Source organism: Aquitalea pelogenes (assembly GCF_001515305.1).
Taxonomy (GTDB): domain Bacteria; phylum Pseudomonadota; class Gammaproteobacteria; order Burkholderiales; family Chromobacteriaceae; genus Aquitalea; species Aquitalea pelogenes.
Genome location: NZ_LNQV01000054.1, coordinates 1 through 26,562, shown reverse-complemented (window position 1 = coordinate 26,562; position 26,562 = coordinate 1). Strand labels below are relative to the sequence as shown.

Here is a 26,562-nt window from a genome sequence, read left to right as displayed (position 1 = left end):
TGTCCGGCAGTGAACCACTTGGCGGCTCAACTACTTCTTGCCCGTCTTTTCTGAGCTGCCTGTCCGGCAGTGAACACCAGAACTGCCCCGGCCTTCGCGGCCATGAATTTCTGAGCTGCCTGTCCGGCAGTGAACCTGAAAAGCAGTTCAAACTCAGCGACAGCAATTTTCTGAGCTGCCTGTCCGGCAGTGAACTAGACCACTTTACGCTGGTTTGCTTGGCCAGTCTGGCTGTGGGCCAGTTTGGCTTCGAAAACCTTTCTTTGCTGCTGTGTTGTAACTGATTGATTTTTAAAGATCATGGGTCCGCGCAAAAAAAGGGTTGCCACCGTTCTCCGGCAGCAACCCCTCGTGTCACCAGCTGGGCAGGGTGGCGCTGTTGCTCAGGCCGTAGCTGTTGAACTCACCGCTCACCGCTTGCGTGACTGCGTGCTGGTCGATAAACAGCAAGAAGCGTTGGCCGGTACTGCTGCTGTCCAGGGTGATGTAGGGCAGGGACAGGCGTCGTGCCTTGCTGTCTGGGATAAGGCGGTATGCTTCAGTGCTATCCATGTTTTTGCGGCGCATCAGTCGGGCGCGTTCGCGGGCCGGGTTGCTTTTGGCTTGCCGCCGCTGTACGCGAATGACCTGGGTGGTGGCGGGTACCGGGCGGATGTTGCCAATCAGCGCGTAATCGGCAAAGCCGCTGGCCCAGTGGCTGGCCATCAGGCTGTCCAGTGAGGCGGCGCTGCCATGCAGGCGCAGGGTTGCGCCCAGGCTGGGCGGGGCTGGGTCTTTGTCTTGCTGCTTGCCGGTGCTGTAGCCGGGAAAGCTGACGCCAATGTCGCGGCGTTGCTGCTTGCTCAGCACGCGGTGCAGCTTGGCGTACAGGGCTGCCAGCAAAACCGTGGCGTTGAAGTCGGCATCCGGCAGCAGGCGGATATCCAGGTAGTGGTCCATCAGCCGGCCTCGCCAAATACGCCGCCACGAATCAGGGTGGCGATGACAAAGTGCTGTTGTTCGGTGTCCGGTTTGCTGTCTTTCAGCACCCAGTTGTCCAGCAGGGTGTAGAAATCCTGCTTTTGTTTGGGCTGGCGGTAGGCTTTGCCCTGGGTGGTGACGGAGCCGTAGGGTTCGATGGCGATGGGGCCGTTGTCGGCGGCTTCCGGATACCAGGTGTCGATGGTGCGCAGGGCGTTGCCGATTTTCTGCGAGTGGATGGCGGCAATGCGGGCATTACCTTGTTGCACCAGGTAGAGGGTTTTGCTTTTGTCGCCACGGCCCCGGTCCAGAATCAGTTCCTGGCTGGGGAATACTTCCTGGCCGTTGCCACTGCGCACGTAGGCATCGATGTGTAGCAGCACGTGCTGGCTGCCGGCCAGCCCTTCGGCAATCAAGGCACCCAGGCGGTCTACCTGTTCATTGCTTTCCAGACTGCGCAGGCTGAGGGCCAGCGCGTCGAAGCGCCAGCTTTGCACGGCGGCACCGTCTTGCCATTGGGCAATGTGAATCTCTACTTGCTCGGCGCCCACGCGGTTGCGCCACAGGAAGCGGCCATTGGCCAGGTTGGTGGCATAGCGGCGTGCCAGTTCGCCAAAGCCGTGTTCCTGACGGTAGCCGTCTATGGTTTGTAGCAGTTTGCTGCGGTAGTCGGCCTTGTTGCAGGCGGAAGGTTCGCCTACGCCGCCCAGTACACGCAGGGTGAAGCTGACTTTCAGGGTGTCGGCGTCATGGGGCAGGGTGGCCACGTCCACGGTTTGCAGATTGGGGTTTTCAATCATGGCATCCAGTTTGAGCGGGTCCTGATCCTTGGTTTTCAGGCGGTTGGAAATGGTGCCGCGCACCAATTTTTCGCGTACTTCCACGTGTGGCCAGCGCTGGCTTGCTGTGCGTTCTTCCCATTGGCCGGCGTAAAACAGCGCATCGGATGGGTCCAGTTTGCGTTCGAATGCGAGGACGGAGGCGTTTTCCAGTTTGCTCATGCGAGTTCTCCCAAAATGGCTGGTTCGGTGGCGCGGGTAAGGTGGTAGTCGTTGTGGCAGCGGTATACGCCGCTGCTGGCGTCGTGGCTGGGGTACCACAGCAGTTGTCGGTAGTCGGTAAGGCAGTGCGGGCTGAGCCATTCGCCCAGTGAATACAGGCTTTCGACAAAGCGCACCGGTGTGGTTTCGTCGCGGCAATGGGCGACGCTGCCGGGCGGGTACAGCGGCGACAGTGCGCCATAGCCCACCGGTAGCGGCACAATCCAGCCTTGGCCTTGCTGGCGCGAGTGCTGCCAGCTTACCTGGCCTTGTTCATCGGCTACCGGGTAGTGATTCAGGCGGCACTGGTCCAGCCAGGCGTCCAGTCGGCTACCGTCGGCGGCCTCGCCCGGCTGGGCTGGCGGTAGCAGATCGTCACGGGCCAGCAGTGCATAGCCGGGCATCAGCCAGCGGCGCAGTTGGCGGAATTGGCGTTGTTGCTCGTCTGTCGATTCTGGCAGGTGCTTCAGCCTGGGCTGCAAGCGGCTGCGGCCGGGCAGTATGCTGCCGCCCGCCACGCGCAGGGTGTGCAGTGTTTGCTGGATACGGGTGGCAAGTTGATCCAGCTCTGCCTGGCTGGCACCGGACAGTGTATTTCCCAGTGTCAGGCCGAATACCAGGGATAGCTCCAGATGAATGCGGCCTTCTTCCACAATGGCGGCGGTGCTGCCGTCCTTGTTCAGCGGGTTGCGGCTGAGGTTGAAGCGCTGCACGTAGTCGCCATTGGTTTGCGCCTGATAGTGGTGGTTGATGATGCCCACACCAACCATGTCCAGGTCCAGCTCTGGCCCCAGTTTGCGTCGTAGTGCAGTCATCAGGCCGGTAAAGGCGGTGGGGCCGGGGTGGCCCCAGCTGTGCGGGCCGCTGATGGCATTGGCGTTTTGTATGCGCAGGTGGGGAATGTGCAGTAGGGCGTTAATGTTGGGCAGGCGGTGTGGCGTCATGCCGGTGCTCCTTGTTGCAGGCGGTCCAGCTGGCCTTGCCAGCCAGCGTCCTGGGCCAGTTCGCGCCGCCAGAAGTCGAATTCCGCTTCGGCCAGCTGCAGGCCTTTGCCTTCCAGGTGGCGGTTCAGCCAATAGGCAAAGTCTGTTGCCAGTTGTTGTGGCCAGTCCTGGCATTCGAATTGCAGATTGAAGTCGGCGTCCTGCTCGGCGCGGTAGGGGTCCAGCCAGCATTGCTGGGCAAAGGGCAGCAGGCAGTCGGGGTGGTCAGTCCAGCCGGGTGGCTGGCTGTTGCTGTAGGCAGAGCCAAATTGCAGCAGTTCGTCAAACAGCTGGCCCAGATAGCGCTCGCGCCGCTGCCGGATATGGATGTTGTTATTCACCGGTTTGAGGTGGCTGAGGAAGTCGCCAAATTCGCGCAGCAAGGTGCGCACTGCCTGGCGTTTGCCAAAGCGGCGGAAGGCGTTGTCCAGCTGGTAAAGCGGGCGGATTTCCGAGCTGTCCCAGTGCGGCGGCAGGCTGGCCAGCAGGTAATTGCTGCCACGGCGTTCGCTGTTGAGTTGCGAGATATTCTGCGGTTTGGTGCCGCCTTTTTTCTCTTCCGCTAGTTGCGGGTAGTCGTGGTAGCCGTGCGGGTGGTGGCTGCCGTCGCGTTTCGCCTGACGTGCGGCCTTGGCGGCGTCGCCAAAGCGGTGTTCCTGAATGCGGCCATACAACCAATGGCTGAGCGCGCTGGAGTTGAGGATGGACAGCAGGTGGTAATGGCTGTCGTCATTGGCATCAGCGGGGTAGTTGTCCGGCGACACCGGCCAGTAGATTTGTTTGGCCAGCACATGGGAGGCAGGGCCGCCTGCTGGCTCGGTAATGCTGCAAAAGGCGGCACGCCACTGACTGGCGGTTTCGTGGTCGTGGTGCAGGGCCTGCAACAGGTCAGCATCGTCTGCTTGCAGCATCTGCAACAGGGTTTGGCCCTGGTATTCCAGTTTGAGGAATTTGTAGACATCCAGCGCGGCGGCATTGCCCACCACGTCACTGGCAAAGTCACTCAGGCAGTGGGTGCCGATTTCCAGCCTGGAGGGCAGGCTGTCGGGGGGAGCAAACAGGCTGCTGCCTCGGGCATCCGGGTGAGTGGATTTTTGCGGGTGTGTCACCAATTGCAGTTGGGTCACGCGCCGGGCGGCATCGGCCAGCCAGCTGTGCGGCTGATACTGTGCGTTCAGTTCGCTACGTTTGGGGTCGTCGGGGGAGAGTTTGTCCAGCTTGTCGTTAAGGCGGCTGCCGATAAATGCAGCAATCAATTGCTGCAAGGCCTGACTGCGTGGGATTGCTTGCTCCATAGCCTCCACCTGTTGGTTATGACGGATAAGCCTGTATTGTTGTCAATGTCTTTGGCATTGGCAGGTGAAATTAACATCCGAATGACATGTTCTCAAGCGAGATGCATCTGTATGACAGCTGGAATTGATGTGGATTAAGGCTTCTATCAGCCGGCTTTTTATCCGAATGTGCCTAGCGTTTGCGCCCAAACCCCAGTGCCGGATGAAACAGCCAGCCTTCATCGCTGTCCTTGTCAGCACGTAAACGCAGCCTGCCGTAGCGGTGGGCGCAATCTTCCACTGGCATGTCCAGTGTGCTGGCCAGTCGTTCCAGCTCGGTCAGATAGTCGCTGCTGCCCCAGGGACGGATGCCCTTGCCGCACAGCAGGGTGTGATCGGCAATGAGGTGTAGCAGGTGATTGCTTTGTAGCCAGTCAATCTGGCTGCGCTGCTTGCCTTGTTCCAGGCGCAGCAGGCTGAGGCCGCTGGCGCTGTCTTCATCCGGTAGCAATGCCAGTTCCCATTCGTCGCCATGGCTCAGGCGGAAGGGCTGCTTGTGTTGCAGGGCGCCGTGCAGCATGGCATGCGGCCATTGCCAGCAGGTGGCGGCGCAGAGTTTTGCTTCGCCAGTGCTGTTGCGGCGCAGCCCCGGTGTGTGGGTCTGGTTGAGGTCGACTTGCAGGCGGTGGTGTTCCAGGTCTGTCAGGCTGTGGGTGGGGCGCTGTTCTGCCTCGGGGCGGGCCAGCAGGCGCGGGCGGGAGTCCGGGTGCTGGTATTCTTCGGTGCGCAGCAAGATGTTCAGGTCCTGTTCCTGTAGGGGGAAGTCCTTGTTTTCGAAGCCGGGGCGGCAATAGGCCGGTTTCTTGCCCAGCCAGGCGGCCAGGTTGTATTGCAAGATCAGCAGATTGCGTACGCTCCATGGCTGTGGCCAATGGCGGCGCACCCGGCCAGCCAGCTGGATGAGCGAGCGCATGGAGGAAGGTTCGGCAATCGCCCAGTTGTAGCAGTGGTCGCGGCCCACTTCGCTGACCGGGGAGGACAGCACGATGAATACGTGGTCGGCAGCGCTGCTGCCATCCAGTCGGCGTCGGATGTCCGGCAGGGTGAACAGTGCTTGCGGGTTATGCCGGGTAAGGGCGGCGTCCAGCTGCCGTTCTATGGCAGAGCGCAGCAGCAAGGGGTATTGCGCGTGGTACACACACAGATGAATCTGCACGCCGTCCGGTGCGTCTTGCCCGTACAGTGCCTGGGCCAGCGGGTAAATAGTGCTGATATTAGCCAGGCGAATCAGCCCGATGCTGACCCGTTTGCCGCTGATGGGGTCGGTGTCGTGGTTGTGCGTGTGTAGCTGTATGGATTGCTGGCGTAGCAGGTGGGCCAGTGGCTCAAACATCTCACTGCGCTGACGCGGAATGCCACTGAGGGCAAGCAATTCCGCATTGCGGCGTACCGCCTGTCCTGCCAGCCAGTGGGCACGGTTGGCGGCAAACTGCTGATGGCTGGCGGCAAAACTGGTGCTGTCCTGGCAGTCTGCCGTGTGGCAGCTTTGCTCATCCACCCACAGGCAGCAAATATTGAGCGGCTGGCCCGGCATGCCACGGTGACGTTGAAATTGATGGCGTCCGGCCAGATAGGCATCAAACAGGCACTGCACCAGTGCCGGGGGCAGGGTGGCGGAAGACAGCAGCACCCGGCTGCCCAGCAAGCCCGCCCAGTAAACCAGTCGGGTGAGGGCGGGCAGGTCTTCTACCGAGAAGTCGTCCGGTTCGTCCAGCACCAGGTCGGAACTCATCAGCCTCAGCATGGGGGCGATTTGTCGCCCGCCGCGCGTGGCTTCGGTGGCCGGGGTGAGGTGGTCGATGGTGCACACCAGTACCGGGGCGGCCAGCAGGGCGTTGAATTGCGGATCGTGACTGAGTTGTTGCAACAAGGGGTGATTGGGCTGGCCATCAAACAACACCGGGTTTTCTTCGTCCATCAGGGCTTGGGCCGAGGCTGAGCCATTGGCTTCCGCTTCCTGCACTTGCAGCTCAAACAATTCCCGGCTGGCGCTGCCGCCAACGCGGATGGCCAGTTGCTCTGTGCTCAGTTGCAGCCGCTCGCGAAAGGCCTGGCCGGTTTGCAGGGTGAGGGTGCGCAGGCCAAGGGCAAAGGCGCAGCGCATGCCGGTGTCCGGATTGGCCAGTGCATGCATGATGCGCGCATTGCCCAGGGTTTTGCCGCAGCCGGTGGAGGCCAGGTTGACGATGAAAGCCCCTTGGCTGGCGGCACGATGGCGCAGGCTGCTGGCCATGTCATGGGCCTTGTTCTGCCAGCTAAAGCGTGGGTCGGTGCTGCGCTTTTGCAAGGCCCGGCAGCGTCCCAGTGCTGGCAGGGCGCGGGCGACATCAGGCAAGGCCGCAGCGGCATGCAAGGCATGGCGGGCAACGCCGCTCAGGTGTTCTGGCAGGGTCTGATTGAAGTGGCGGCCTGTCCCGGCTGGCAAGGCAGGGTCGCGGCGCAGGGTGTTGGCAAAGGCAATCTTTTTTTCCTCTGCGCTCTGCCAGCTTTGCTTGACGGTTTGGCTGGAAAAATGGTGGTCGGCCAGCATCAGGCTAAGGCGTGCCAGATGCAGCGGGTACACCTCGTCCAGCCAGATGGTGCCAGTTGGTCTGGCGGCAAGTTGCCCGGCCAGTTTGGCCACTCGTGCACACCATGTCCTGTCGTTGCAGGGCAGGCCGTAGGGAAACTGCCAATACGGGGTGGCGTCGGTTTTGCTGACCGGGTCGCAAGGCTGATTCCAGTTGTGGTTGAGGTCTTGTAGACCGGTGCTCAGATGACTGCCCTTAATGGGCTCGGTGTCGGTCAGCGGCAGGCGGTGGTGGCTGAGCACCAGCCAGGCAATGGCGGCAGCCAGCGGTGGCAATGCTCCCGGCTGAAACGGCTTTTTGTCTGCTGCGCCTGGGTCCATGCCATCGCGCAAACCGGCTTGTTGCAAGCGGCTTTCCCAGACGGCGGTGGTCATCTGGGCAGGGTCTTGCAGGCGTGCCAGCCAAGCTGCGTCGTCGTCGCTGCCGACAAAACCCTGCAGCAGGCGCAAGGATACCCATTCATGCCGGTAGAGGTTGGCGGGCTGCGGTTTGTCACTGCGTAGCCGCTGTTGAAATGCCCGACAGGCTTTGCCCAGGTCGTGAAATAGCGCGGCCAGCCCGGCCATCAGCCGGATATCCTCGCCGCTCAGCCAATCGTTTTCGTCTTCTGTCCTCAGCACATTACGCTGTGTGGTGTTGGTGGGGGTGGCACCTTGGGCATTGAAGCGACGGGCGTCGCCGACGATCCACAGCAGTTCTGCGTGGTCCCGCCCGCGCAGCCAATGGCAGGCCACGGCAGTATTCTTGCGCGCTGTTTTGCGCAGCAGGCGGTGCAAGGTGTCCAGCCCGGCCTGGGTAATGGGCGTTTGCCAGCTACGGTCGCCCTTGCGTTCGGCAAATTGGTCCAGGATGCGGCGTGTTTCTGTCAGCGCGCGTTTGTCGCATTGGGAAATCAGCAGGATATTCATGCGCTGGCCCGGCCTTGTGTTTCGGCAATGGTTTTCAGTTGATCAATCATGAAATCCAGTGCTTCGCTGCGTAGTAGCTGTTCGATACAGCATTGGCGAAAGCTTTGTTCGTCGTCGCCACGCATGGCGCTGACAAAGGCTTGCGGCAGGATGATGGCATCCTTGACCAGGTCGGCCGCATCAAACACCAAGCCACCCCGACGCGTTTTGCCATGCAGGATGGCCAGGCTATGTGGCAAGCCCAGCACCCAGGTGGCGGTGGCGCCCAGGCCATAGGCGAGGTAATTGCCATGATCCAGAAAACGATTGGCCGGGTCGCTGCCGCTGCCACGTTTGGCGCGGGTGAATTCGCCGTAGTGGCTGGCTTGGGCTGCCATGCGAAACAGCAGTTTGGAAAGGCGGGCTTCCTCGGTGAGCAGGCCGGTGTGGTCCACGGCCTGGGTGATGGCATGCGCCGAGGCCTGCAGCGCTTCGCTAAGGCGGGTTTCATCAATGACGAAACCGGCTTCACGTAACTGGCGGTTATCCGACCATTGCCCGCGGATGCGTTCCAGCCTGGCCAGTTGCAACTGTTTGGCCGCGGCCAGCCGTTTGGACTCGTCAAACCAGAAGCCAACCCAGTACTGCAAGTATTCGGTTGGCCGGTATTCGGATTGGGGAGATTGCCAGGCGATATCCAGTTCGCGCTCGCCCGCAGTAAACAGCGGTGTGCCGCCACCACCACAAAAGCCAACCATCACGCCTGCCTTGGCCAGTTCGCGCATGGCGGCCTGGGTGATGGAAGTGCCGGTGCCCAGCAGCAGGGTGGTGGTGTTGGCGATGGGGATGTTCCAGTACAGCGACTGCTTGCCCTGATCCGTTACATACTCCACCCGGCCACCGTTGACCAGTACGCGGCAGTGTTCCAGGTAATAGAGATGTGCTCGCTTGGAGTGCAGAATGGTTTTAAGGTCGGAGGGTGAAATGTCATCCATGACGACGCCTCGCTTCACAGAAAAGGACAATGTGCAGCAGATTACGCCATTTGGCATGCAAAGGTCATGTTCTGAGTGTGTATGTACCGAGCTTGCCTCAGGATCTAAGAGGGATGAAAGGGATCTTTGTCCAGGCAAAGATCCCTTTCCCGTCCGCCGCGTGGAAGCAGCTCAATCCTGCATTCGATAAGCTGCGGGGGCTTGAGGATGTTTGAAACCACCGGCACCACACAAAAATGGAGCCTCTCCAGCTTTGCCCTGCTATTGCGTACAGGATCTTGTTCGCTTTTGATGTCTGTCCGCCAAAAAGCTTAGAGAAACATCATACACTCCCCAGGACGGCGATGAGGGTGGAAATTTGACGGATATAATTGAGGTTAAATATCAAAATGTAAAAAAGTGCGCACGATAGAAGAATATTCATCCGTGTCATTCGATTTAATCAGGACATGCTTTGGGCTTGGTTGTGATTGCTCAATACCAATGAAATACAAATTCAAATAAAATCAGATTTACAAAAAATACCAATAGCTGTTGATATCTAATTCTAGATGCCACAATGAATATTCATTAGCGGGAGGGAATGGAAATGGAAAATATTCATATTGCAATGCCAATCGTGCTTGTGAAATTATTTTTCTCGCAGCAGGCGTTGGCAGAAAATCCAACATCGAATATTGATAAAGCTGGAAATGAAATAAGAAAAATGAGCTTGATTCAAGTAAAAACAATGAGCCTGGATTTGCCTGGTTCAAATAAAACATCAGTTCAAGGATGTACGAATGATAGAGATTTTTGCTTTGAATTGAACAGCAGTGAGGATCGGGATACGCCAACGCTTAAAATTACCCGAGTGTATGATCAAGAATCTAATACCAGCTTTGAATTAAGTAAACTTAAATATGATCGAGATCATTTAGATCTTTCTGTTTGGCCAAATTCACTGCAAATGGCCGATGCCATGCAAGGCCTGATGATTGGTATTGAGGAAAACTATAAAACAATGTACTCGGGTGGTGGCGCAACTTCCACCAAATTACACTTGTTTCACCTATACCCAACAAGCAATGGATTGGGTATTAGAGAAACTTTGGTGTTGCCTATGCGTGGCAGCGCCATGATACGGGCCTGTTTTTCAGAGCAGGATTGCAAGCAACGTCGCGGTGCCTACCACGATGAGTACGAGCTTACTAGCAAAATTCAGTTAGATAAAAAAATAGCTTCCGGTTTTCCAAAGCTAATTTTTCAAACGCATGCCACCAGTTTCCCTCCTAAACAAGAAGATCCTGAATGTACTTTCCGTAGAGTATTTAGTTTTGACAATTTAAAAAAGACTTACAAGCCCAATAAAGCATTACCAATATGCGAAGAATATATACATTTCAATGACTAGGCGATTTTCTGTAAATTACCTCAAAAAATTAATCTACTTTTAACTAAAAATGCCCGGAGAGCACCGGGCATTTTCTTTTGCGCGACCTGCTTTCTCCTGATTTTCCCTAAATATCCTCCGGCCGTGCACAGTGGCATGCTTGAAGCCTGACAGGCTGCACGGTATGATTATAAAAATGACATTGTGTTAGAATGTCAGCCCGCAGCCAAAAGCTGATGTCAGCATCCAGCTGGTGCACCACCCCCCATCTGCATGGAGTCGCATATGAGTTCCAAATACACAGGGCAGTGTCTGTGTGGCCAAATCCGCTACGCGGTGGATGTTGATCCGCTGTTTGCCGGTAATTGCCACTGCAAGGATTGCCAGCGCACATCTGGCAGTGCCTATGTTCCGGCGATGATTTTCCCGGCAAGCAAGGTGGTGATTCACGGCGAGCCCCGTTTTTTTGTTTCCACATCGGACAGCGGAAATGCGCATAGCCGTGGTTTCTGTCCCAATTGTGGCTCCCAGCTGTTTGCCAGGTTCAGCCATCTTCCCGATGTGCTGGGTATCAAGGCCGGGACCTTGAATGAAACATCCCGATACCGGCCAATGCTGGATTTCCATGTGGCAAGCGCCGCAGAGTGGGATTTCATGAACCCGGAACTGCCTAAAAAACAAGGCGCCGCCCAAGCTTAAGCGGTCAACTTTGGACGGAGGGTGGCCTGTGCTGCCATCCATCGGCTGCTTTGTTGACGACAGAGGGCAGGGCAAGCTCCCCGTACGGGTGCTGTAATGCCAAAGACCAAAGACCAAAGACCAAAGACCAAAGACCAAAGACCAAAGACCAAAGACCAAAGACCAAAGACCAAAGACCAAAGACCAAAGACCACGCAAGTGATGGCCAGCTGCCATCCTTGCTGTCCCTGCACATTCTTTTGATCTGGAGCAAACAGGGCTATCGCGCCTGAGCGCAGCATTCGATCCACAAAATATTAGTAATTAATTATTTATGGATAAGGATGTGAACGATGACTGCTCCAATCCCGCCTCTAAATGTGGGTAATACCGGTTTCATGCTGCTGTGTGCCAGCCTGGTCATGCTGATGACGCCTGGGCTGGCTTTCTTCTACGGTGGCCTGGTGGGCCGCAAGAATGTGCTGACCATCATGGCCCAGAGCTTCATGTCGCTGGGCTGGACCACGGTGCTGTGGTTTGCCTTCGGGTATTCCATGTGCTTCGGGCCAAGCTGGCGTGGCATTGTCGGCGACCCCACTTACTACGCCTTCATGCATGGCGTTACCCTCAACACCATGTACACCGGCAATGACGCAGGTATTCCGCTGATTGTGCATGTGGCTTACCAGATGATGTTTGCCATCATCACCCCGGCGCTGATTACCGGAGCCTTTGCCAACCGGGTGACGGTGAAGGCGTACTTCCTGTTTCTTACCGGCTGGCTGGTGCTGGTTTACTTCCCCTTTGTCCACATGATCTGGAGTCCGGACGGCCTGCTGGCCAAGTGGGGCGTGCTGGATTTTGCCGGTGGCATCGTGGTGCACAACACTGCCGGTTTTGCCGCACTGGCTTCGGTACTGTATGTGGGCCGGCGTTCGGTGGTGGAGAACAAGCCGCATAACGTGCCCTTGATTGCCCTTGGCACCGGCTTGCTGTGGTTTGGTTGGTATGGCTTCAATGCCGGGTCCGAGCTGCGGGTGGATTACATCACCGCATCGGCCTTTCTCAATACCGACGTTGCGGCTTCTTTTGCCGGTACGGCCTGGTTTTTCCTGGAGTGGTCGCATGCCCGTCAACCCAAGTTCATCGGTTTGCTGACGGGTGCGGTAGCCGGCCTTGCCACCATTACGCCTGCGGCGGGCTATGTGTCGCTGGGTACGGCTGCCGTCATCGGCGTGATAGCCGCTGTGGTGTGTTACTACGCGGTGCAGCTGAAAAACCGCCTGGGCTGGGATGATGCGCTGGATGTATGGGGCGTGCACGGGGTGGGCGGCTTGCTGGGGACATTGCTGCTGGGGGTGTTTGCCAGCAAGGCCTGGAACCCGGCGGGCGTTGACGGCTTGCTGATGGGTAATCCGGATTTCCTGTGGAAGCAGGTGGTAGCTGCGGTGGTTTCCGGTTTGTGGGCCTTTGGCTTTACCTACGGCATGCTGTGGCTGATCAACAAGATGACGCCGGTGCTGATTGACGAGCAGACGCAGGAAACCGGGCTGGATCAGACCTTGCATGGCGAGGAGGCTTACAGCGGCAGCTTGTGATGTTGCTTTGCCGCTTTTCTTCTGCGTGGCGCACGGGTGCTTCCCGTTTCAGCCTGTGCGCTGAGTGATACCTGGGCATGGCCTTGTTTGGCAGTGCCACGTGCAGGCTGCATTACCGCTAATGCAGCCTGTCCTGCCCCCGTGTGTGGTCGCAGTTTCCAGTTATGATCCGGGGGGCTCACCGCGAAACAGATTGGTTTTGCTGCTGTTTTACACCGAGTCTCTTCGGGGCTGAAACCTGGCCAATTCATGCACGATCTTCGGTGCCTTGGCTGATGTAGCCAGGTGGCCTGCCTCACCGAATCAGCAACCCGGTATTCTCAAGGCCTGGTTTGCTGTTTCATGTTGATTCCTTTCCCGGCTGTCCTGCCTGCCATGCCCGTCGCTGCTTGCGGCATGGGGCACCCTCATCTTGTTGCCGTAATCTCTCTTCTGTCTCCCTCCAGCCTGTTTGGGCTACTGATCCTTGAGTTCTTCATTGTTTATTTTCTGTTGTGCTTTTGAATAAGCATTCGGTGGGTTGTGTCCATTCGTTTGTTTATTTCATCGTGCCTTGAATAAGGCTGGTGCTGTTTTGTGGTGCGTGAGTTTGTCGAGTGCGCATTGGTTTTTGTATTCACTGTTTGAAAAATATCAAGATTGAATTTGAAATATATTTTTCTGAATTTGTTTTGGCTTTTTTCTGATGGAGATTTATTGGCATTTGTGGGTGGTTTGTATGTTTTGTGCGATCATTTTAGTGTCGGCTTGCTTGATTTTAATCAAATAGCTTGGGGCTTATTGATTAATCTGTCTTTTAGGATGGTGGACTGAAAATTTTTTATGGTATTGAATGGGTGCTGTTTTGCTTTGCTGAGATAAAAGTCAATTCAACTGTTGCAACACTATTGTGGGTTATTGATATGTCGCTTCTCGAAATGGGTTTGCTGGATTTAAATGATCAGTCACGTTTGTTGCAGTATGAGCAGGCAATGTATCGTGCATTTGCATCCACTCCGATCGAAACAGACGGAGTCTGGACGGTTGATCACGCTGCAAGGCGGATTGCCACTAAAATTCCTTATAAAAATCAGATTGTAATTGCAGCTGATTTGCGTGGCGAGCTGGTGGCTGCCGTGTCCGTCAATATGGATATGCAAAACGAACTGCAATTGGAAGACCTGGGGTTTCATATTGTCCGCGAACCTGGGCTTGCGGTGGAGGCTTTGTCCATGTTTGCCAATAAAATCATTGTAGGACGTGAAATATTGATGGCTCGTGTGGCCAGGGAGTGTGGCGCAATTTTAAAAGAAAAGGGCGTGAAAGTATTGTGGGCTACTTGTGAGAAAAAACATTATCGCGCATACGTCGGTGTGGGCTTTCTCAAATGCGAGGAAGTCATGTTTCGTGGTCGGGTGCTATGTTTGATGCGTTACGCGCTTTGATTTGCACAGGTTCGATAATGTTGAAATTCTGGATTGCCTGATATTTTGAAAGTGAATGATTTTTGAAATTTTGCTGATATTTCGATGAGGAAAGGACGGGTCATGGAGGTTGCAATCGTTGGTATCGGATGTCGATTCTCTGGCGGTGTGCGCAGTCCGGCGGATCTATGGAATATGTTGCTGAACAAGCAGGATGGCATGGTGGAAACACCACCAGATCGCTGGAGTAATGAGCGATTTTACGACCCTGACCCGGAAATTCCCGGCCGTATGTATGTAAAAAAAGCAGGCTTCCTGCACGATTCGCTGGAGGAGTTTGATCCGGAGTTCTTCGGTATTTCCCCGCGCGAGGCCGCCATCATGGACCCGCAGCAAAGATTGCTGCTGGAGGTGGCGCAAGAGGCGCTGGATGATGCCGGCTACGCCGGTCGTGTGGCGGGGCGCACGGTTGGTGTTTATATCGGCGGGTTCACTGCCGACAATATGGCGGCCCGGCATTCCAAATATGCCCGGCATGCCATTTCCATGCACACGCCCACCAGCAGCACCTACACCATGCTTTCCAACCGTATTTCCTATGTGTTTGATTTGCGTGGCCCCAGCATGACAATAGATACGGCCTGTTCTTCCTCGCTGGTGGCACTGCATGAAGCGGTATCTGCCTTGCAAAGAGGCGAAATTGAAATGGCCATTGTCGGTGGGGTGAATGCCATGATTCGCCCCGAAACCTTCATTTCCATGTGCAAGGGCCATTTTCTGGCGGCTGACGGGCGCTGCAAAACCTTTGATAAAGACGCTGATGGCTATGCCCGGGGAGAAGGAGCCGGCGTCATCATATTGCGCAGGCTGGATCAGGCGCAGGCGCAGGGTGATCGTGTTTATGCCGTCATCCGGGCGACAGGTTCCAATCAGGATGGCCGCACGCCCGGCATTACCGTTCCCAACCCGCAGGCTCAGGCCGCGTTGATGCAGGAAGTGACAGCCCGCTCCGGGGTGGCCCCGGAGGATATCGGCTATGTGGAAGCCCATGGAACTGGCACGGCAATCGGCGACCCGCTGGAACTGGCATCCATTGGTAAAGTGCTGGGTGCTTTACCGGGACGCAAAAATACATTGCGCGTGGGTTCCATCAAGGCCTCCATCGGCCATACCGAAGCCGCAGCCGGAGTGGCCAGTGTCATCAAGACGGCGCTGATCCTCCATCACCGCACCATTGTTCCGCAAGCATGGCTGAATGAGCTGAACCCGGCCATTCCCTTCGACGATTACCGGATTAGCGTGCCGCAGCAGCTAGAGCCGTTTCCGGATGACTACGCCTTGCCTGCTGCCAGTGTGAATGGTTTTGGTTATGGCGGCAGCAATGCCTATGCCGTGCTGGTGGCGGCTCCGCCAGTCACTGCCGCAGATGACAGCCAGAGGCCGAGGGCGGATTCCGCACGTATTTTCCCGGTATCCGGCCGCAATGAAGAAGGGGTGCGTACCTTTGCCAAGGAACTGGCAGAACAAGTCAGCACCTTGGACGGCACGGCAGCGCTTGATGCGCTGGCCGATGCAGTCTGGCTGCGCCGTGTTCATCAGCCTTTGCGCTACGCACTGCCATATCAAGACAAGCAAGATCTGCTGAACCGGCTGGAGGAAGTGCAGGCTGGCAGTGGCAAGGCAGCTGCCCGTGTATTGCCAAACGGCAAGCAGCTGGTATTTGTTTTCAGTGGCATGGGGCCGCAGTGGTGGGGCATGGCACGGGATTTATGCCGGGCCGAAGGGCGCTTTGCCGAGGTGGCCAGGGAAATTGATGCCATTTTCAGGCCGTTGGCTGGCTGGTCCATCATCGATGCCTTGATGACAGATGAGTCACATTCGAAAATGGCGCGCACCGAAGTGGCCCAGCCGGCAAACTTCCTGCTGCAAATAGCGTTGGCAGCAGAGCTGGAAACCCTGGGCGTGCGGCCGGCGGCGATTGTGGGGCATAGCGTGGGTGAGGTGAGTGCCGCGTATTTGTCCGGCATGCTGAGCCTGCAAGATGCGGTCAGGGTTTCCTATCACCGTTCCAGACTACAAGGCCGCATGGCAGGAACTGGCAGCATGCTGGCCGTGGGCATGTCCGAGACGGCTGCCCGCGAACGCTTGCAGGGTATGGCTGGCGTTGAAATAGCTGCCATCAACAGCCCGGCCGGGGTGACACTGGCGGGTAACACCGTCCAATTGCTTGATCTGGCCGAAGCGCTGAATCAGGAACAAGTGTTCAACCGCATGCTCCGTGTCGAGGTGCCATATCACAGTTTCCTGATGGAGCCCATTCTGGAGGAGCTGGCCACGGTACTGGCCGACATTCAGCCACGCCAGCCTTCCATTGCGCTTTATTCCACGGTCACGGGCCGGCAAGTCGGGCCGGAAAGCCTGTGGGACGCAAGCTACTGGCTCAGCAATGTCCGGCAGCCGGTTTATTTTGCTGACGCGGTTTCCTCTTTATTGGCCGATGGTTATCAGGCGTTTCTGGAGCTGGGGCCGCACCCAACCCTGAGCAGCAATGTATTGCAAGTCATTGCCAGCAAAGGGGAAACCGGTCGCTGCGTTTCTACCCTGCGCCGTGAGCAGCCAGATGTCGCCAGCATCCGTCAGGCGCTGGCTGAACTCTACACCATGGGCGTGCTGGACGGAGCACAGCCGCCGGGTGGTATCACCGGGGCCGTCAGCCAGCAGGATTTGCCGTGTCACCAGTTCCAGCGCGTGCATTTGTGGAGCGAGGAAGCACTGATGCGTCGCGACCGCCTGGGAGATGTCGACAAGAAGGTATTGCCGGGCTTCCGTACCGAGTCCAGTTCGCCGGAGTGGGAGTGCGATCTGAGTGTCGGTGCCTTGCCATGGCTGCACGACCATGTGGTGGCGGGCGCTACCTTGCTGCCTGGTGCTGCTTATCTTGATGCGGCACTGGCTGCAGCAGCCCAGCTGCAGGGTGCTGAACAGGTGGTGCTGGAGGATGTTGCATTCATTTCTCCGCTGGTCATTGCCACGCACGAAGCACCCATGCTGCGCCTGTCGGTGGACGAGGGCAGTGGTGCTTTCTTCATTCGCAGCCGCAATGACGACGAAGCCGGCTGGGCGCTACGTGCAAGGGGCAGAATTGTCCAGTCCGCTTACACGCCAAACCGGGTATTGCACACACAGGCAGACATGCTGGCACAGGAGGAGCGCCTTACGGTCAGCGGCGAAGAGCTATATGCACGCCTGGAGCAAATCGGCCTGCATTACGGCACTGCTTTCCGCCGCATCGTGCAAGCCGAGGTTGGCGAGAACACCATTCTGGCCCGTCTGGATGGCATTGCGTCTGATCGTCACCAGGCCCATCCCGCCGTGGTGGACTGTGCTTTGCAATGCATGGCCGCATGGGCCTTGCTGGCGAGCGAAAAGGCCAGTGGCCCGGTGGTGCCTGCAGCCGTGCAATCGGTCCGTCAGTTCGGGCCCTTGCCGTCCAGTGTGCAGGTATTGGTCACCCGGCTGACCCCGCGGCATGACGAATCCGACATGGTGGCCGACATCCTGCTGGCGACAGCGGATGGAGACAGCGTGCTGGAGTTGTCACGGGTGCAGTTCCGTCCGATTTCTCCCCGTCAGTCCATTGCCAACGAGCTGGAGCCACTTTGGTATCAACTGCTGTCCGAACCCCTGACGCTGGATCCGCCCGGCGAGCCGGACGAGGAGGCAGCCGCCACGGCCCGTATGGCTTATCTGATTGTGGATACGGGGCAGGACCGTAGCCACTGGGCACAGCAAGAAACCAGTACCATGCCCATGCGCTATGTGCGCTTGGCCGAGCAGGAACCGGCAAAAGCCGCTGATTTGCTGGCCCCGCAACTGCATGCACTGTTGAGGGAGGTTCAGGGCATGCCCATTACCGTGCTGATCTGCTCCACCGGGGACGGAGAAGCCAGCCACACAAGGCATGTAGATGGCCGCATTGACCCGAACCCGTTTGACATGGATCGGGCGCTTGCGGCAATGGCGGCACTGGTGGGCGCGGCCATTGCCACCCAGGAAGTTCTGGCTGCCCATGAGGATACCCACGGCACCGTGCCACAGGTTCGCGGAGTGCTTGTTACCAGCAATGCGCTGGCAATCAGCAATGATCAGGCGCCATGCCTGAATCAATCGCCATTGCTGGGGGTGCGCCGGGTATTGCGCAATGAGTATTCAGCCTTGCGCTGGCGCTTGCTGGATTATGACCGCCCACCAGGTTTCACTGCCTTGCATGACCTGCTGGTGCGCTTGGAAATGCGTGCGCCAGAAGCAGATGAAGTGATGATGCGTGATGGCGTGGCGTATGTGCAGCGACTGAAACAGAATTTTGCCGACCATAAGGCGCAGCTGGAAGAAGCACAGCCGTTGCGTGATCCGGAGGCAAACTTTGCCATTGAATTTCCGGCTTCCAGGTTGCTGAGCGACCTTGCACTCAGAGCCATTCCACGCCAGGCACCGCAATCCGGCGAGATTGAATTAAGGCTGGATGCGCTGGAGTTGAATTACAAGGACGCCATGAAGGCGATTGGGCTGCTGGGCGAAAAAGAACTTGGCTCAACCTATTTTGGTACATCGGTGGGTATGAGTGGTGTCGGTGTGGTCAGCCGGGTCGGGCCGGATGTGCAAGATGTCCGGGTTGGGGATGCCTTGATTTTTGGCTGCAAGGGCATGGCGCAGCGCTATGTCACCGCCCGGCTAGATAATGGATTTTTTGTCAGCAGGGACCCTGCCATTCCCATTGCCACTTTCAGTGCCATGGTGCCCTTGCTGACCGCCCAGTACAGCATTTTCCACGCTGCCAGGGTGCAGGCCGGTGAAATTGTCCTGGTCCATGGTGCGGCTGGCGGTGTTGGCATGGCCAGCATCATGGCCGCCAAGGCTGCGGGTGCAAGAGTGTTTGCCACAGCCAGCACGGCGGAGCGCCGGGAAATGGTGAAGGCCATGGGCGCGGAGCAGGTCTTTGATTCCCGCACCCTGAATTTTGTTGATGAAATCATAGCCCTGACGGACGGGCATGGGGCCGATGTCATCATCAGTAGCGCACCAGGCGAAGTGATTGCTGCCAATCTGAAAGTGGCTGCAGAGTTTGGCCGTGTAGTGGAAATAGGCAAGCTGGATATTTTCACTTCCCGCCAGTTATCGCTGTCGCCATTCGAGAAGAATCTGTCCTTCATTTCGGTTGATATCGACAGGATGAGTGCAAGCGCACCCGAACTGGTCAGGCAGTTGCAGGACGAGATCGTGGCCATGATCCGTTCGGAAAAATACCAGCCCTTACCCACGCATTTGCTGCCATTGTCACGCATGGATGAAGCCTTCCACATGGTGCAACGCTCAAGTCATATTGGTCGGGTCATGCTTGATTTTCGCGATGCCGATGTGTTGATCAAACCGCAAATTCCTGCAACAGAAATACACCCGGATGCCAGTTACCTGATTACCGGCGGCTTTGGTGCCTTTGGACTGGCCACCGCACGTTGGCTGATGAGAAAAGGAGCCCGGCACCTGGTGCTGATGGGGCGCAGCGGTGCTGTCACCCGCCAGCAAAAGACGGCATTGGCCGCACTGGAAGCCGCTGGTGTGAATGTAGTGACTGCCAGGCTGGATATTGCCAATCTGGACCAGCTATCCAGCTGGATGGCAACGAGCGGACGGCAATTGCCACCGATACGTGGCGTGTTTCATGCGGCGGGCGTGGTACAGGATGGTCCCTTCAGTGGTTTGACCGAGCAGGTCATGCGTCATGTGCTGGCACCAAAAGCCTTGGGCGCCATCAATTTGCACCGTGCAATACAGGCAGAAAAAATCAGTCTGGATTACTTCGTATTGTATTCCTCGATCACTGCCATCAATGGAACCGTGCCACAAACATCTTATGCCGCGGCCAATACCATGCTGGATAGTCTTGCAGATTATCTGAAAGCCCAGGGGCAAGCTGTGACAGCCATTAACTGGGGAGCACTGGGTGGTGGAGGCATGGCCGAAGCCTCGGACGAAGTTGCACGCTATCTGGCCATGATGGGACTGCATCTGATTGATATGGACCATGCGACAGACTACATGGACTACGTCATCGCCAGCGGTGTCGGGCATGCCATGATCTGCAAGGTGGACTGGGGCGTGTGGGGACAGGCTTATGGTGCTTCAGCTGGCACGACCCGGTTTGCAGACATCGTCAACAAGGCGGCTGCCGGAATGGGAAGTGGCAATGCCGTGCTCAAGGAAATCATGGCGCTACCTGATGGAGAAAGAGTCGACGCCTTGATTGCAGTCCTTATCAAGCATATTTCGTCGGTCATGGGGATTGCTGCCGACAGCATAGACATTCACACGCCCTTGTCGGAATTGGGCATGGACTCCCTGATGGCGGTCGAATTGAACCTTAGTTTGACCACCGTGCTCGGGGTGGAATTGTCTGTGCTGGAATTCAATCGCGGTGGCGGCCTGGCTGCATTGGCAGCCCGTTTGCTACCACGCATGGTGGAGGCGGAAAAGGCCAGGCAAGGTTTGCGCAATGCACAGGCCCAGGCCGAAGAAACCACGACAGACGGTCCTGCCCACGTCAAATAGAGAGACAGCAGGGTTGGATAGAACCGGGTTGGCATTGCTTGCGTGGGCAGGCAATGCCTGATTCCGCTCACCGCTCAAGCGCGTTTCCTTGGTGAAGGGAAGGGGCTGTTTGGCGAAAGGCAGATATGGCTAGTGATATTCCATTATTCAAGCTTGAAGGTGTTGAAAAAGAATACCGGGTTGGCAGTCAGCATATCCATGCTCTGCGGGGTGTTGATTTACAAATAGAGCGTGGCGACTACATGGTGATCTGGGGGCCGTCAGGCAGTGGCAAATCCACCTTGCTTAATATTCTTGGATTGATAGATACGCCCACGGCAGGAGCATTGACCTTTGATGGCCGGCAGATAGAGGCCTTGTCTGATAATGATTTGTCCGATTGGCGTAGTCGCAAGATTGGATTTGTATTCCAGAATTTTAATTTACTGCCGGTACTGACTGCACTTGAGAATGTCATGCTGCCCTTGCAGGTGCAAGGTATGCCAGTACGGCCAGCCAAAGAAAAAGCGCTAGGTATTCTCGATAAACTGGGCCTGATGGAATTCTGCACACTCAGGCCGGATCATCTTTCCGGTGGGCAGAAACAACGTGTTGCCATTGCCAGGGCATTGGTGACCGACCCATTGCTGTTGATTGCGGACGAACCCACTGCCAATCTGGATTCCAATACCAGTCACGAAGTGATCAATCTGATTGAATCCATCAATCTTGAAATGAAAACCAGCTGTATTTTCACCACCCATGATCCACGTTTGCTTGATCGTGTGCCACGAAAATTAAGGTTGGTGGATGGCGTGGTTTCATGCTCGTGATGGGCAGAAGGTGCGAGGGGGAGTGCAATGAAACTTGTGGGCCTGGCATGGCGCAATTTATGGCGCAATCGACGTCGCAGCATGGTGACAATCAGTAGTTTGACCTTCGGCTTTGCCGCCATTGCCATTTTTGCAGGCTATACCCATGCCATTTATGCCGGTTTGGGTAATACCGCCATTTATGCCGAGGGCGTGGGCCATCTGGTTTTGAATCGGCTGGATTGGGAAGTCAAAGGCAAGCTGGATCCTGGCAAATACTTGTTTACCCCGGAGGAGGTAAACAAGGTACGGCAGATTGTACAAGATGCACTCCCCAAAGCGGATGTAATACCACGTCTGCAGTTGGCCGGTTTGCTCTCCAATGGGGTGAATAGCAGTATTTTTATAGCCAATGGTATTACACCGGAAGATCAGCACCGCTTGCTTGGGCCTTTCAAAACCCGACATGGCATGCTGGATAATGACAAGCCGATGGGCGGGGTGGTGGCCGAGGGCTTGGCAGGCATGCTGGGGCTGAACGTCAACAATTTTGCATCCATCTTGGTCAGTACCGTTAATGGACAGGCCAATGCGCTGGACCTGGATGTAATCGGAATCGTCAATACCGGCAATATTGCCACGAATGACAAGGCAGTTACCCTGCCCTTGGCCATGGCGCAGACATTGCTGGACGCTGCCGGTCGGGCTGATTATCTGACCGTGTTGCTGCCCGAGCTAAATGACGAAGCAAAAAGGGATGTATTTCGCTGGGCATTTGAAAGTATTCCGCCTGACGCTGCCTATATGAATGCCCTGAAAGCGCGGCTTGAAAGCAGGTTCAAGGCTGACGGGTTGCAGCTACAAGTAAGGACATGGCAGGAAATGTCGGTATTTTACCGGCAGGTAAAGACAATGTACGACATGATTTTTACCTTGATCCTGTGTGTGGTGGTGGCGATCGTGGTGCTATCCATCGCCAATTCGGTCACCATGTCTGTCGTGGAAAGAACAAGGGAAATCGGGACATTACGTGCCATTGGTGTGCGGCGGCACGGCGTGATTACCCTTTTCATGTACGAGGCTTTTATTCTGGTGTTTCTTGGTCTGTTACTGGGCGCCGTGCTGATGGTACTGGTGCGTGTCGGGGTAAATGGATCCGGCATTACTTATGTTCCACCAGCCAATACCGTGGCGGTGCCTTTGTATATCGGGGTGGATTGGCTTAGAAGTGCAGTTGCTGCTGGTGCCATTACCTTGCTTGCATTATTCGCCGCGTTGCTGCCCGCCTATAAAGCTGCTTATCGTTCAATTGTCGAATCACTAGGGCATGTGTAATGAAAAAATATCAAATGGCATTCTGTTTTATATTGGCTGCATATGCACAGTCAGGCATGGCTGCCATCTCCGAGCCGATTGATGTGGCAGCCCTGCTAAAAGGGTCGGACCTGGCCCGCGGCGGCGGGGATATCGCAGGCCTGAGCTGGGAAGTAAGCACGCATAGCACTGGCAGCGGCATGGACAAGCAAACCGACCAGAAAATGATTGTCAAGGCCAATCAGAATGCCAGCCTGGTGGAGGTGACTTATCCCGAAAATGTCAAAGCCTCCAAAATGTTGCAAGTAGAACGCAATATGTGGTTAAGCAAGCCTGGCTTGAAAAAACCGGTCGCCATTTCACCAAGGCAGCGTTTTACCGGTCAGGCCGCTATTGGCGATGTCGCGGCGACAAACTATGCCAAGGATTACGCGGCAAACCTCGTCGGAATTGAAGAGTGTACAGGTAAACCCTGTTATCGGCTTGATTTGAAATCCGTCAATGCGCAATCGACTTATGCCCGCATTGATTACTGGATTGCCAAGGACACCGGTCTGGCAGTGCGTGCCGTATTTTTATCTTTGGGCGGCAAACCATTGAAGTCGGCAACCTTCTCTTATCAGAACAAAATCAAGGTTGATGGAAAGGTAATTCCATTTGTCGATGAAATGATCATTAAAGATGCATTGACCGATGCCAATACCACCTTGGTTTACAAGAATGTCAAGATTCAATCCATTCCTCCAGCCTTGTTCAATGTCATGAATTTGCAATGACATTACTGCGTATTTTGTTTGTCCTGCTGACGCTTGGTTTGCTATCCACGCTGTCCCGTGCAACAGAACTGCATGTGCCGGTAGCAGAGCCTGCAGCAGCGCCATCGTTATCGTATTCTCTGGAAAACCTGTTTTATACCAGCGGGTCGACGGTTCGGCATGATGGGTTTTATAACCCGGATAACAGGCTGATCAATTATCCCCGGCAGTGGTCGGTGGCGGATATGCGTGGCAAGTGGCGTGTGGATGATGGCCAGCAAGCGTTGCTGTTACAGCCCAGGCTGCGCTGGCAGGAGAGAGTATTCGAACATGATACAGCTGCTTATCCTGGAAGTGCTGCAAACTACGATGCGATGGATATCAAGCTGGATCAGGCATTCTGGCGCTGGAGTGGTGGGGAAAGTACTTTCTTGCTGGGCCGCGAGGTATTTACCTGGGGGCCTGCTACCTTTCGCTCTCCCAGCAGCCCGGTATATTTTGATGCCGGCAAGACTGACCCTTTAAGCCTGCTCTCCGGGTTGGATATGCTGCGCTACAGCTATGCGATGGATGCACTGACAGCAACGCTGGCTTATGTTTATGCATCGTCGGCGGTGGAAGATACACTGAATTACCAGAATATGTCTCAGCTGAAACTGGATTATCAGACCACAGACAGCCTGCTGAGCATTAATCTGGCAAAACAGTTTGCGACTGCGTCGAATATCAGCTTTGTTGGCGGCTTCATGCAGCGTTCAGTCGGCGACGCATGGCTGGTATATGCCGAAGCAGGGCGCATGAGCAGGCCGCAGGGAGAGATGTCCAGCCAGTTGCTGGGCCTGTCTTATACCTTTATGGGCGGTCAGGTACTGACCGCCGAGTATCTGCATGGACATAGCGACTGGGGACGGATGAATGGCCGGCAAATACTGGATCGGCGTGCAAAGGCCGGGCTGGCAATGACTGCTACAGATGATGCCGGTTTGTGGGGGAGAAATTATCTTTGGCTTGGTTTGAATAGTAATGTGCAGGACAGCAATCAATTCTGGCGACTGGAGCTGACCCGCAATCTGGATGATCACAGTGTCAATATCGCCGCATACTATGAAAAAAGCCTCAATCGCTACCTGAGCGGATTTGTCCATGCCAGCCGTAGTCTGGGCGGTTCGACTCAGGAGTTTGGCTGGTTGCTGCGCAGTTCTTTCACGCTGGGGCTAAAGTGGTTTGTCTTCTGATGCCATCCGGCTGCTTGGCAAGTGGTACGCCAGCATCGAGATAAACGCAAGCGTACCAATTGCTGCTGTTATGGCTGGTGTTATTTCTCCAGCGCCACCTCCACGCAGCGCGCTTGCAGCAGGCGGCCGATGTCCAGCGGGGACATGGCCACTTGCAGGCCGCGGCGGCCGCCGTTGATGTACACCCTGGGTAAATTGAGAATGCTGGCTTCCATGTAAACCGGCATGGGCGTGCGGGTGGCGAAGGGGCTGGTGCCGCCCACCAGATAGCCGGAGTGGCGGTTGGCAATGTCCGGCTTGCAGGGTTGCACTTTCTTGCAGGGCAGCTGGCGGGCCAGTTCCTTGGCCGATACCTTGCGGTCGCCGTGCATCAGCACCACCAGCGGCAGGCCGTCCTGGTCTTCAAACAGCAGGGTCTTGATGACGGCGTGTTCGTCCACCTTCAGTTCGCGTGCCGGGGTGGCGGTGCCGCCGTGTTCTTCATAGCTGTAGGCATGGCAGCTGAAATCCACCTTGTTATCCAGCAGAAAACGTAGTGCCGGGGTGCTGCCGGCGATGCTTGCTTGGCGCATGGTCTTGTTCCATTACTGTTGTTGTTGGTCCGGCAGCGGCTGGCTGCCGGCGTGTCTGGTTTCAGGCTTGGTCGGCTCAGGCCTCTGCCGGTGCAGTCAGGCCGTATTCCTGCGGGAAGGTGTGCATCGAGCTTTTCACTACGGTGACAGCACCGTCTATCAGCCCGCAGCGGCCGCTGCCGGGCAGGATCTGGCATAGGTGTTGCAGTGCATCCAGGTCGGCAGGGCTGTGACGGCCGCCGTCCACCCGGTCCAGCAGGCGGGCCAGCTGGAAGGTGCCGCACTTGCAGGACGGGCACTGGCCGCAGGAGCCCTTGGCAAAGAAGTCGATGTATTCCGCCACCTTGCGGATGATGCTGCTGCCTTCGGAGATGACAATCATCGCCCCGGTGCCCAGCCGCGAATGGCGCAGCCATACCGAGTCGAAATCCAGTGCCACGTCCAGGTCGCGTGCGGTGAGCAGGGTGTTGGACGGCCCGCCGGTAAACACGGCCTTGAAGGCCTTACCCTGCAGCATGCCACCGCCGTAATGGAACACCAGTTCCTGCAGGCTGCTGCCCATGGGTAGCTCGTACAGGCCGGGGCGCAGTACGTCGCCGGACAGCGAGTACAGCTTGGTGCCGCTGGCCTTGCCTACGCCCAGTGCGCGGTACCAGTCGGCACCATGGCGCAGGATGTGGCTGACATTGGCCAGGGTTTCCACATTGTTGATCAGCGTGGGCTGGCCGTTGATGCCTTGTTCTGCCGGGAAGGGCGGCTTCTTGCGCGGGAAGGGGAAGCCGGCTTCCAGCGACGCCACCACGGCGGTTTCCTCGCCGCCGATATAGCGGCCGGAACTGGCCACCACCTTGATTTCCAGCGGGTGGCCCAGGGCCTGCTCCAGCTGTTGCAACAGGGTGTTGTGTTGCCATTGGCTGACTGCCAGTTGCATGTGCTGCATGCTTTGGCCCTGATGCGGGTTGATATAGAAGATGACGCAGGCGGCGCGCACGGCCAGCGCGGCAATCAGCGCGCCTTCCACTACCTGATGGGGCGATGCGCTGAGCAAGGTGCGGTCCTTGAAGGTACCCGGTTCGTCCTCGTTGCCATTGCACACCACGTATTTGCTGTCGCCCACGGCATTGGCGGTGGCTTCCCATTTGCGCCAGGCCGGGAAACCGGCACCGCCCATGCCGCGCAGGTCGGCGTCGGCAATCTGGCGGATGATGGTGCTGCGGGCACAGAGTGCCGCTTGCAGGCCAAGGCCGCCCCCTGTCTGCAGCCAGGCGTCAAGGTTTGGGCCTACCTGCACTGCCGGGTTGAGTAGTACCTGATTGAGTTTTTCCATGATCATTTCTCCTGGGCGCGCGGGCTGGTGGGGCGATGCAGGGCGAGGCGGGCCTGTCCCGGATAGAGCAAGGGGGCTTGCACGCTGGCGTCCAGCCCGGCCAGTCGCCAGCCTGGCGCTGCCAGCGGTAGACGTGTTCGAT

General features: G+C 56.8%; 18 protein-coding genes. 10 read left to right on the top strand and 8 right to left on the bottom strand.

Annotated elements, in window-relative coordinates:
* A partial coding sequence (locus AWT75_RS21740; RefSeq protein WP_062790886.1) for a hypothetical protein occupies positions 1-284 on the top strand: 284 nt, incomplete at its 5' end.
* A gap of 70 nt (positions 285-354) precedes the next feature.
* On the opposite strand, the gene cas6f is transcribed toward AWT75_RS21740, so the two are convergent.
* From cas6f to cas1f, 6 genes are all read right to left on the bottom strand, one after another.
* Entirely contained in the window at positions 355-939 is a 585-nt protein-coding gene (gene cas6f, locus AWT75_RS17760; RefSeq protein ID WP_062790884.1) for a type I-F CRISPR-associated endoribonuclease Cas6/Csy4, read from the bottom strand.
* The gene (csy3, locus tag AWT75_RS17755; RefSeq protein ID WP_062790882.1) at positions 939-1,961 is read right to left on the bottom strand and encodes a type I-F CRISPR-associated protein Csy3; all 1,023 of its coding nucleotides are present in this window, start codon (positions 1,959-1,961) and stop codon (positions 939-941) included. The genes cas6f and csy3 overlap by 1 nt, the downstream gene beginning before the upstream one ends.
* Positions 1,958-2,944, bottom strand: coding sequence for a type I-F CRISPR-associated protein Csy2 (csy2, locus tag AWT75_RS17750; RefSeq protein WP_062790879.1), 987 nt, complete (start codon positions 2,942-2,944; stop codon positions 1,958-1,960). Before csy2 ends, csy3 begins: the two co-directional genes overlap by 4 nt.
* Positions 2,941-4,278, bottom strand: a complete 1,338-nt coding sequence (gene csy1 / locus AWT75_RS17745; protein WP_062790878.1) for a type I-F CRISPR-associated protein Csy1 — start codon at positions 4,276-4,278, stop codon at positions 2,941-2,943. Before csy1 ends, csy2 begins: the two co-directional genes overlap by 4 nt.
* Positions 4,279-4,450: 172 nt before the next feature.
* A complete protein-coding gene (gene cas3f, locus AWT75_RS17740; RefSeq protein WP_062790876.1) occupies positions 4,451-7,795 on the bottom strand; it encodes a type I-F CRISPR-associated helicase Cas3f in 3,345 nt (1,114 codons plus the stop codon).
* Positions 7,792-8,769: a type I-F CRISPR-associated endonuclease Cas1f gene (gene cas1f, locus AWT75_RS17735; protein WP_062790874.1), complete on the bottom strand. Its 978-nt coding sequence runs from the start codon at positions 8,767-8,769 to the stop codon at positions 7,792-7,794. The genes cas3f and cas1f overlap by 4 nt, the downstream gene beginning before the upstream one ends.
* Before the next feature lie 589 nt (positions 8,770-9,358).
* Between cas1f and AWT75_RS21395 the strand changes: the two genes are divergently transcribed.
* From AWT75_RS21395 to AWT75_RS17695, 9 genes are all read left to right on the top strand, one after another.
* The gene (locus AWT75_RS21395) at positions 9,359-10,162 is read left to right on the top strand and encodes a hypothetical protein (protein WP_153013374.1); all 804 of its coding nucleotides are present in this window, start codon (positions 9,359-9,361) and stop codon (positions 10,160-10,162) included.
* Positions 10,163-10,426: 264 nt separating this feature from the next.
* The gene (locus AWT75_RS17730) at positions 10,427-10,840 is read left to right on the top strand and encodes a GFA family protein (RefSeq protein WP_062790872.1); all 414 of its coding nucleotides are present in this window, start codon (positions 10,427-10,429) and stop codon (positions 10,838-10,840) included.
* A 332-nt stretch (positions 10,841-11,172) separates the two neighbouring features.
* The gene (locus AWT75_RS17725) at positions 11,173-12,417 is read left to right on the top strand and encodes an ammonium transporter (protein WP_062790870.1); all 1,245 of its coding nucleotides are present in this window, start codon (positions 11,173-11,175) and stop codon (positions 12,415-12,417) included.
* Between the two features lie 902 nt (positions 12,418-13,319).
* Complete coding sequence (locus tag AWT75_RS17720; protein ID WP_062790868.1) at positions 13,320-13,841, top strand: hypothetical protein; 522 nt, start codon at positions 13,320-13,322, stop codon at positions 13,839-13,841.
* Positions 13,842-13,943: 102 nt separating this feature from the next.
* The gene (locus AWT75_RS17715) at positions 13,944-20,426 is read left to right on the top strand and encodes a type I polyketide synthase (RefSeq protein ID WP_161937776.1); all 6,483 of its coding nucleotides are present in this window, start codon (positions 13,944-13,946) and stop codon (positions 20,424-20,426) included.
* A gap of 125 nt (positions 20,427-20,551) precedes the next feature.
* Positions 20,552-21,238 carry an ABC transporter ATP-binding protein gene (locus AWT75_RS17710; RefSeq protein ID WP_062790864.1) on the top strand — a complete coding sequence of 229 codons (687 nt, stop codon included), beginning with the start codon at positions 20,552-20,554 and terminating at the stop codon, positions 21,236-21,238.
* A gap of 27 nt (positions 21,239-21,265) precedes the next feature.
* Positions 21,266-22,552, top strand: a complete 1,287-nt coding sequence (locus AWT75_RS17705; RefSeq protein WP_062790862.1) for an ABC transporter permease — start codon at positions 21,266-21,268, stop codon at positions 22,550-22,552.
* Complete coding sequence (locus AWT75_RS17700) at positions 22,552-23,307, top strand: outer membrane lipoprotein-sorting protein (RefSeq protein ID WP_239689647.1); 756 nt, start codon at positions 22,552-22,554, stop codon at positions 23,305-23,307. The genes AWT75_RS17705 and AWT75_RS17700 overlap by 1 nt, the downstream gene beginning before the upstream one ends.
* Positions 23,304-24,521 carry a hypothetical protein gene (locus AWT75_RS17695; RefSeq protein WP_062790860.1) on the top strand — a complete coding sequence of 406 codons (1,218 nt, stop codon included), beginning with the start codon at positions 23,304-23,306 and terminating at the stop codon, positions 24,519-24,521. Before AWT75_RS17700 ends, AWT75_RS17695 begins: the two co-directional genes overlap by 4 nt.
* An 80-nt stretch (positions 24,522-24,601) precedes the next feature.
* Here AWT75_RS17695 and AWT75_RS17690 read toward each other — a convergent pair whose 3' ends face one another.
* Together AWT75_RS17690 and AWT75_RS17685 are read right to left on the bottom strand one after the other, a co-directional pair.
* On the bottom strand, positions 24,602-25,093 hold the full coding sequence (locus AWT75_RS17690; protein ID WP_045844859.1) for an aminoacyl-tRNA deacylase: 492 nt from the start codon (positions 25,091-25,093) through the stop codon (positions 24,602-24,604).
* A gap of 76 nt (positions 25,094-25,169) precedes the next feature.
* Positions 25,170-26,420, bottom strand: coding sequence for a complex I 51 kDa subunit family protein (locus tag AWT75_RS17685; protein WP_062790888.1), 1,251 nt, complete (start codon positions 26,418-26,420; stop codon positions 25,170-25,172).
* Positions 26,421-26,562 lie beyond the last annotated feature (142 nt).

Excerpts from the sequence above, each read along its gene's own strand:
- AWT75_RS17690 (WP_045844859.1), bottom strand. The coding sequence starts at position 25,093 with ATGCGCCAAGCAAGCATCGCCGGCAGCACCCCGGCACTACGTTTTCTG.
- cas1f (WP_062790874.1), bottom strand. The coding sequence starts at position 8,769 with ATGGATGACATTTCACCCTCCGACCTTAAAACCATTCTGCACTCCAAG.
- AWT75_RS17730 (WP_062790872.1), top strand. The coding sequence starts at position 10,427 with ATGAGTTCCAAATACACAGGGCAGTGTCTGTGTGGCCAAATCCGCTAC.
- AWT75_RS17720 (WP_062790868.1), top strand. The coding sequence starts at position 13,320 with ATGTCGCTTCTCGAAATGGGTTTGCTGGATTTAAATGATCAGTCACGT.
- cas3f (WP_062790876.1), bottom strand. The coding sequence starts at position 7,795 with ATGAATATCCTGCTGATTTCCCAATGCGACAAACGCGCGCTGACAGAA.
- AWT75_RS17710 (WP_062790864.1), top strand. The coding sequence starts at position 20,552 with ATGGCTAGTGATATTCCATTATTCAAGCTTGAAGGTGTTGAAAAAGAA.
- AWT75_RS17695 (WP_062790860.1), top strand. The coding sequence starts at position 23,304 with ATGACATTACTGCGTATTTTGTTTGTCCTGCTGACGCTTGGTTTGCTA.
- AWT75_RS17685 (WP_062790888.1), bottom strand. The coding sequence starts at position 26,420 with ATGGAAAAACTCAATCAGGTACTACTCAACCCGGCAGTGCAGGTAGGC.
- AWT75_RS21395 (WP_153013374.1), top strand. The coding sequence starts at position 9,359 with ATGGAAAATATTCATATTGCAATGCCAATCGTGCTTGTGAAATTATTT.
- cas6f (WP_062790884.1), bottom strand. The coding sequence starts at position 939 with ATGGACCACTACCTGGATATCCGCCTGCTGCCGGATGCCGACTTCAAC.
- AWT75_RS17700 (WP_239689647.1), top strand. The coding sequence starts at position 22,552 with ATGAAAAAATATCAAATGGCATTCTGTTTTATATTGGCTGCATATGCA.
- csy3 (WP_062790882.1), bottom strand. The coding sequence starts at position 1,961 with ATGAGCAAACTGGAAAACGCCTCCGTCCTCGCATTCGAACGCAAACTG.
- AWT75_RS17705 (WP_062790862.1), top strand. The coding sequence starts at position 21,266 with ATGAAACTTGTGGGCCTGGCATGGCGCAATTTATGGCGCAATCGACGT.
- AWT75_RS17715 (WP_161937776.1), top strand. The coding sequence starts at position 13,944 with ATGGAGGTTGCAATCGTTGGTATCGGATGTCGATTCTCTGGCGGTGTG.
- csy1 (WP_062790878.1), bottom strand. The coding sequence starts at position 4,278 with ATGGAGCAAGCAATCCCACGCAGTCAGGCCTTGCAGCAATTGATTGCT.
- csy2 (WP_062790879.1), bottom strand. The coding sequence starts at position 2,944 with ATGACGCCACACCGCCTGCCCAACATTAACGCCCTACTGCACATTCCC.
- AWT75_RS17725 (WP_062790870.1), top strand. The coding sequence starts at position 11,173 with ATGACTGCTCCAATCCCGCCTCTAAATGTGGGTAATACCGGTTTCATG.